Origin of the sequence: Barnesiella sp. CU968, from assembly GCF_905219685.1 — a bacterium.
GTDB lineage: Bacteria > Bacteroidota > Bacteroidia > Bacteroidales > Muribaculaceae > Lepagella > Lepagella muris_A.
Genome location: NZ_CAJMXD010000156.1, coordinates 1 through 6639, shown reverse-complemented (window position 1 = coordinate 6639; position 6639 = coordinate 1). Strand labels below are relative to the sequence as shown.

Here is a 6639-nt window from a genome sequence, read left to right as displayed (position 1 = left end):
AGAAGACGGCATACGAGATCCTCTCTGGTCTCGTGGGCTCGGAGATGTGTATAAGAGACAGCATTAGCAGCATTGGCATCTTTCCCAGTTCTGGGAGCAAATGAAGCTNCAGTCACACTCTTGCCTTCTGAAGAAAGCCCGATAATCGCTAAAGAAATCTACGGGCAATTCGCAGAACATCTCGGAACATGCATATACGGCGGTCTTTGGGTCGGCGAAAATTCACCGATACCGAATACAAACGGATACCGCACTGATGTATTGAACGCTCTTAAAGAACTTAAGATACCCGTGTTGCGCTGGCCGGGAGGATGTTTTGCCGATGAATACCACTGGATGGACGGCATCGGTCCCAAAGAGAATCGTCCGCGCATGGTAAACACCAACTGGGGAGGCACTGTCGAAGACAATTCTTTCGGCACTCACGATTTCTTCAACCTCTGCGAAATGCTCGGATGCGAGCCATATCTCAGCGGCAACGTTGGAAGCGGAACGGTTGAAGAACTCGCAAAATGGGTGGAATACATCACCGCAGAAGAGGGACCCATGGCAAACCTGCGCAGACAGAACGGACGCGAAAAGCCATGGAAACTCAAATACCTCGGCGTCGGGAACGAAAGCTGGGGGTGCGGCGGCAATTTCCGCCCGGAATATTATGCGGACGTATATCGCCGCTATCAGACATATTGCCGCAACTTCAATGGCAACCGGCTATATAAGATAGCTTCAGGCGCCAGCGACTATGACTACAACTGGACGGAAGTTCTGATGAAGAATGCCCGCAACCATATGGATGGCATTTCGCTCCACTATTACACTGTGACAGGATGGTCCGGACGCAAAGGATCTGCCATCGACTTCGACAGCGAAGACTATTATTGGACGCTCGGCAAATGTCTCGAAATAAAGGATGTTGTGAAACGTCATTGCGACATCATGGACAAATATGACCCCAAGAAGCGCATCGGACTGCTTGTTGACGAATGGGGAACATGGTGGGACGAAGAGCCGGGAACAAAATCCGGCCATCTATATCAGCAGAACACAATGCGCGACGCCATGGTCGCGGCTCTCAGTCTCAACACTTTCCACCGCTTCACAGACCGCGTGAAAATGACAAATATCGCGCAAATCGCAAACGTGCTGCAGTCTATGGTGCTCACAAAAGACGACAAGATGGTTCTTACTCCGACATACTATCTCTTCAAGATGTATGTGCCACATCAGGATGCAAAACTGCTTCCTCTCAATGTGGCGACTCCCATGATTCGCGCCCGCGATGGACGAATGGTGCCTGTGGTCGATGCCACAGCTTCCGTAAAAGACGGAAAGACAACCATATCACTCGTGAATACAGATCTGAATGAGACTGCTGAAATCACCATAGACCTCGCAGGGATATCAGCAAAGAACATAAACGGAGAGATACTGACCTCTGCTGGAATCAACGACTATAATGATTTCGGACATCCTGAGACCATTACTCTCAAGCCCTTTGCAAAAGGGTGGAAACAATCACGGGGAAAGCTTACTGTAACTCTCCCCGCAAAAAGCATCGTGACTCTGACTCTCGGCTAAGAAACGGTTTAAATTTAGACTGTTTTTAGAAACATGCTCTAAAAACGCATTCCGTTCACATTTGCAGGAGGTCTCCCGGCTTCAAGCTCCTGCTTCATGAAGTCCATGTATGGAGCCACATGACGAAAATAGCGTTTATAGCCGGAACACAGGTAATTCAGACCGGGTTCTCCATCGGCTGTGAAGGCAAACCGGTTTTTAGGACACTCCCCGTTGCAGGCAAACAAGAACTCACAGTTCTTGCACTGCGCGGGGAGTTTCGCATATTTGTCCATGCCGAACTGCTGCTGACGCTCGCCATACATCATCTCCACAAGGGTGTGGGTTCTTATATTGCCGAGTTTGTATTCAGGAAATACAAAATGGTCACAACTGTATACATCTCCGTTATATTCCATTACCCCGGCATGTCCGCATGTCCGCGCCATAGTGCACACACCCGGCTGTTGACCCACCCAGTTGGCAAGAGTGGCGTCAAAAAGCTGAATAAAGTATTTTCCCACGTCCTCCTTGACCCATTCATCGAAAAGAGTGACAAGAAACTCTCCCCACTGCTCCGGAGACACTGAAAAATCCGCAAGAGGCACTTTTCCGTTATCCATCGGCGAGGCGAGATGCCGCCCGTCTTTATGAGGGTAGAATCGCTCCACAATCGGTGTGAACTGGATATAACGGCAGCCGATTTCTTTGAAAAAGTTATAGAAATCAAGTGGATAGTCTGCATTGAAATCATTAACCACCGCAAGAGCGTTCCATTCCACTCCGTGCTTATTAAGCAAATTTATACCCTGCATCACCTTGCGGAATGAGGGTTGACCCATTTTGTTGCGGCGATATTCGTCGTGAAATTCCTGCGGACCGTCAATCGACACACCCACAAGCCAGCCGTTCTCACGGAAGAACTCACACCATTCGTCTGTGAGCAGAGTGCCGTTGGTCTGTATAGAATTGTCTATCTGCACTCCACGGGCATAACGTTTCTGAAGTTCAACCACACGTTTATAGAACGACAGAGGGCGCATCAGAGCCTCCCCTCCGTGCCATGAAAAAAGAACCTGAGGCATTGTTTGCGACTCTATATAATCGCGGATAAAACGCTCAAGCAGGTCCTCGCTCATTGTGAAGCGTCCTGCCTTGTCTTCGTTTCTGTATAGATTAGCCTTCTCCAGATAATAACAATACCTGCAGCTCAGATTACACATTGAGCTGACAGGCTTTGTCATCACATACAGTGGCTTCGCAAAAGGAAGCTGCATCCCGTCCATTATTTCAATTCGGAATTTATTTCCGCATATGGAGCGTTGCAATCAAGACGCTGTTGATCTTCTCTGTTTTCAACCTCTTTTCTCAACTCTGCCTCAATATCCTTCACCGCTGCAGCATCAAGCACAGGATAGGACTCATATTCGGCACGGTCTTTCCAGTATACTTCGGTAACTTTCGGGGTATCGAAATAAGCAAGAGATTCTCCGGGGAAAAAACCTTCGAGATATTCACTTATATCTGCCTCGACAGAGGCAAGAGGGTTGGTATGGTGAAATGGGTCTACATTTGCTACATCTTCAAATTCCACACGATATTTGCGGGAATCGCCGAAGCTTACTATATAAAGTCTTTTCATCGCTTCCATAACAATCTGTTTTAATGAGTTGTCTAAATGCGCGGAGACGCATTTGGCGTCTCCGCTTTCTACAATTTCGGGTTATATTATTTCAACGTTTTATTTATGGATAAGTTTGGATCAATCATTCCGTTTGGCATTCCATACAAGCGCGGTAAGTATCACCGACAGGAATGCCGATCCGATCCAGAACCAGTTTACCATCGAGAAGTCGTATACTTCCGTGCCGTTGACCACGGTCTTGTTTCCTTCGATAAGTATACCGTTCATCACATCCTGCAATCCGGCACCAAGATAACTGGCGATGCCTACAACCCCAAGTGCAGCACCTGCGGCTGCCTTGGGCGCGATATCCACTGCCATAAGACCGCCAAGGAAGCAGATCAGCACACCGATGCCGAGACCGAAGAGCACCATTGCCGTGACATCAAGCCAGAAATGCTCTCCAGGAACAAGGAGGAACAGACACAGCGCCAGTGTGTTCATAAGCCCCGATACGAGTGCCGGCACATTGCGTGAACCATTGAAAACCTTGTCGGAGATAAAACCTGACGCAACCGTACCTACGATTCCACATACAGAGCTTATGGAGATGATAAGGCTTGCATCAAGCGTGGAATACCCCTTCTGCGCCTCCAGATAGAACACTCCCCATGAGTTGACGGCATATCTGCTGATATACATAAACGCAGAACCGAGGGCAAGAATCCATATGGCGGGATTCTTGAGAACAGCCTTCTGCGCTTTATTGAAATCTTCCGTTTCGGCAGCTTTCGAAGATTCGGCAGTGGCGGTTTTCAGATTGAGCATGAACCCGAGACTTTGAGGTGTGTCTCGCATGAAAAGCAACAGCATTCCGAATCCGAGTATGCCTATTATTCCGGCGCCAATCATACCGGATCGCCATCCTGCCCAGCTTACGAGTGCGGCGACTGTAATAAAAGTCACTGCCTCTCCTATGTTGTGGCTCGCGCTCCATATTCCGTAATAGGTACCGCGGTCTTTGTTGTCATACCAGCGGTTGAGCGATACGACACCCGCAGGCGCACCCATTGACTGAAACCAGCCGTTGAGTCCCCACAACACGGCAAATACTATGAACATGTTCGAGAACCCGAGCAGCAGATTCACTATGGCTGTCAGCAATAGTCCCGTTGCCATAAACCGACGTGCGTTGCAGCGGTCGGCAAGAAAACCGTTAGCCATCTTTCCCACAGCATAGACGAAAAAGAGACACGAACCTATGATACCGAGCTCAGTCTCCGTAAAAAGACCGTTTTCGACTATAGGCTTGCGCACTATGTTCATGCTCAGACGGCAGACATAATAAAGTGCATATCCGCATGTGGCTGATATAAACGTGGCAAGACGGATGCGGTTGAACCGCTCCTTGGGCGTAGTGCTGTCATAATTGGGAGATGAAATACTGTAGAAATCAATTACTCGCTGTAGCAGACTCCGCTTCCGTGTAGATGTATCTATTGTTTCCATAACTGTTTTTTTATTCGTGCAACTTACGTTTGCGGAGATATTCCAGCACCATTGCCGGTCTGTCCGTCTGTATTATATTGCAGCCGAGACGGTCAATCAGAAAACCATAACCATTGTTTATATCCTCCATGGCGGCATCATCATCATGTCCACCCGCCATAGTATCCCACAGACAGTTATACCAAATCAGAGCCTTACCCTTGAGTTCTTTTTTCAGCTTGAAAGGCAATTCATTCCTGTCAGTGGCATAGAGCAATTCGAACGCGCAGGGTTTCAACACTTTCAGGTGGTCGGCGATTTCTTTACGGGCGGTATCCTGACACGCTTTTATCTTCTCAGGCGTGACCTCCGGCAGAGGTGTGTCCTTTCCATCGAATTTCTGTCGGAAATCTTTCTGGTCATCAAGATGAACTATGGGCATATAAAGTATTTCATCAAGATATTCTCCATATTCATCCTTGACTTCTTTCGCTGATTTACGACCTTTCATGATGAGCTGACGTTCAGTTCCCGTCTTTTTGGCAATAGAATGCACAAGATCGAAATATCTGTCTGCCTTGTCAAGATTGAGCATCACACGACCCTTGGCAAGATTCAGCACCTCCTCAAGAGTAGGAACCTTATGACGCGTATAGATACTTACTCCATTTTTAAGGCGAAGTTTTTGTATGTCGGCATAATTTGTTTCAGAGATTTTACCCTTGCCGGTAGTGGTACGGTCAAGTTTTGCATCGTGCATGATGATCAACACGCTGTCTTTTGTCAACTGAAGATCCACTTCAACTATATCCACCCCCATTTCGATAGCACTGTTGATTGCCGGCAATGAATTCTCAGGCCAGTTACGCCAGTCAGCGCGATGGGAAGCTACAAAAACCTTGGAAGAGTCTCTCGACAAAAGTCTTTCCCGAATTTCTTCCGCTCTCGTTTTTGAATAAATCGGCAAGCAGCAAAGCAACAGTAAGCCGATTGACAGAATCTTTTTCATGATGTATAGGTTAATTGCGTTTTGGTTTTATCACAAACCAATTTCGTTTCGTGCCGCAAATATAGCAAATTACTTTCGTTTCTGAAAATATAACATAAAATTTTAGGCTCCATTGAGTAAATGGAGCCTAATACGCATTTTCACAATATGACGAGATTATTGGATATTATCTATCTCTGTCACCGACAAGCCGGTGATAGATTCTATTGTTTCCACGCTTATCCCCATATGCTTCATGTTGCTCGCAATCCTCTTTATTTCATCGGCACGTCCTTCAGCACGTCCTTCGGCACGTCCTTCAGCACGTCCTTCGGCAAGTCCTTCGGCAAGTCCTTCAGCACGTCCTTCGGCAAGTCCTTCAGCACGTCCTTCGGCAAGTCCTTCGGCGCGGGCGGTTGCACGTGCATATCCCATTTCAGCGTGATAATCTCGTGATTTCTTTACGTCATAATCATATTGTCTCCGTTCATCCGGAGTTAGAGCTGCGACATTGCTTACACTTGCCAAGCGTTCAAATATGTCGCGATGTGAAGTAAACGGCATAGTCTGCATTTTGCTCATATTTTTAAGTATATAAATCCATTTATCGAACTCTGTCAAACACTCATGTTCCTTTTTACGAAACATCGGCAACTGTATAAATGCATAACGCATAAGATTGCCAACGGGTTTATTAGTGGCGGTATCGCAAAGACGTACGTGCTGAACAAGTTCTTTTCCAAGTTCACGGACATGGAAATCACAGAAGAAAACACCTATTACCGGCAGTAGACCGTAATCCCATTTGTCTTTTTCTCTTTCAATTCCTCTAAGTCCCTGCTCATAAATAGCCCTTGACACGTAATATATCGAGCGACCGAAGAAATAAGGTTGCGGCTGACGCTGCATCTCCACAATAAACCTATGCCCGGACTGGGTCTCGCATACTATATCATATAGTATAGCCCTGTCTTCTAGACTT

The 6639-nt window shown here is 47.1% G+C and carries 6 protein-coding genes; 1 reads left to right on the top strand and 5 read right to left on the bottom strand.

Translation table 11 applies throughout. From position 1 onward, the window contains the following. The first annotated feature begins 120 nt into the window (after nucleotides 1-120). A complete protein-coding gene (locus JX312_RS07410; RefSeq protein WP_239653849.1) occupies nucleotides 121-1578 on the top strand; it encodes an alpha-N-arabinofuranosidase in 1458 nt (485 codons plus the stop codon). Nucleotides 1579-1616: 38 nt separating this feature from the next. Here the strand turns inward: JX312_RS07410 and JX312_RS07405 are convergent, their stop codons facing one another. The 5 genes from JX312_RS07405 to JX312_RS07385 form a co-directional block, all read right to left on the bottom strand. Beyond that, the gene (locus tag JX312_RS07405) at nucleotides 1617-2843 is read right to left on the bottom strand and encodes an anaerobic sulfatase-maturation protein (protein ID WP_204457560.1); all 1227 of its coding nucleotides are present in this window, start codon (nucleotides 2841-2843) and stop codon (nucleotides 1617-1619) included. Continuing rightward, nucleotides 2843-3208, bottom strand: coding sequence for a hypothetical protein (locus JX312_RS07400; protein ID WP_204457559.1), 366 nt, complete (start codon nucleotides 3206-3208; stop codon nucleotides 2843-2845). The genes JX312_RS07405 and JX312_RS07400 overlap by 1 nt, the downstream gene beginning before the upstream one ends. 111 nt (nucleotides 3209-3319) lie before the next feature. Then, nucleotides 3320-4690 carry an MFS transporter gene (locus JX312_RS07395; protein WP_204457558.1) on the bottom strand — a complete coding sequence of 457 codons (1371 nt, stop codon included), beginning with the start codon at nucleotides 4688-4690 and terminating at the stop codon, nucleotides 3320-3322. 10 nt (nucleotides 4691-4700) lie between these two features. Continuing rightward, nucleotides 4701-5678, bottom strand: coding sequence for a glycerophosphodiester phosphodiesterase family protein (locus JX312_RS07390; RefSeq protein ID WP_204457557.1), 978 nt, complete (start codon nucleotides 5676-5678; stop codon nucleotides 4701-4703). Between the two features lie 156 nt (nucleotides 5679-5834). Next, a partial coding sequence (locus JX312_RS07385; RefSeq protein WP_204457556.1) for an Rpn family recombination-promoting nuclease/putative transposase occupies nucleotides 5835-6639 on the bottom strand: 805 nt, incomplete at its 5' end.

Coding starts and splice junctions, on each gene's coding strand:
- JX312_RS07395 (WP_204457558.1), bottom strand. CDS start 4,690: ATGGAAACAATAGATACATCTACACGGAAGCGGAGTCTGCTACAGCGA.
- JX312_RS07405 (WP_204457560.1), bottom strand. CDS start 2,843: ATGGACGGGATGCAGCTTCCTTTTGCGAAGCCACTGTATGTGATGACA.
- JX312_RS07400 (WP_204457559.1), bottom strand. CDS start 3,208: ATGGAAGCGATGAAAAGACTTTATATAGTAAGCTTCGGCGATTCCCGC.
- JX312_RS07390 (WP_204457557.1), bottom strand. CDS start 5,678: ATGAAAAAGATTCTGTCAATCGGCTTACTGTTGCTTTGCTGCTTGCCG.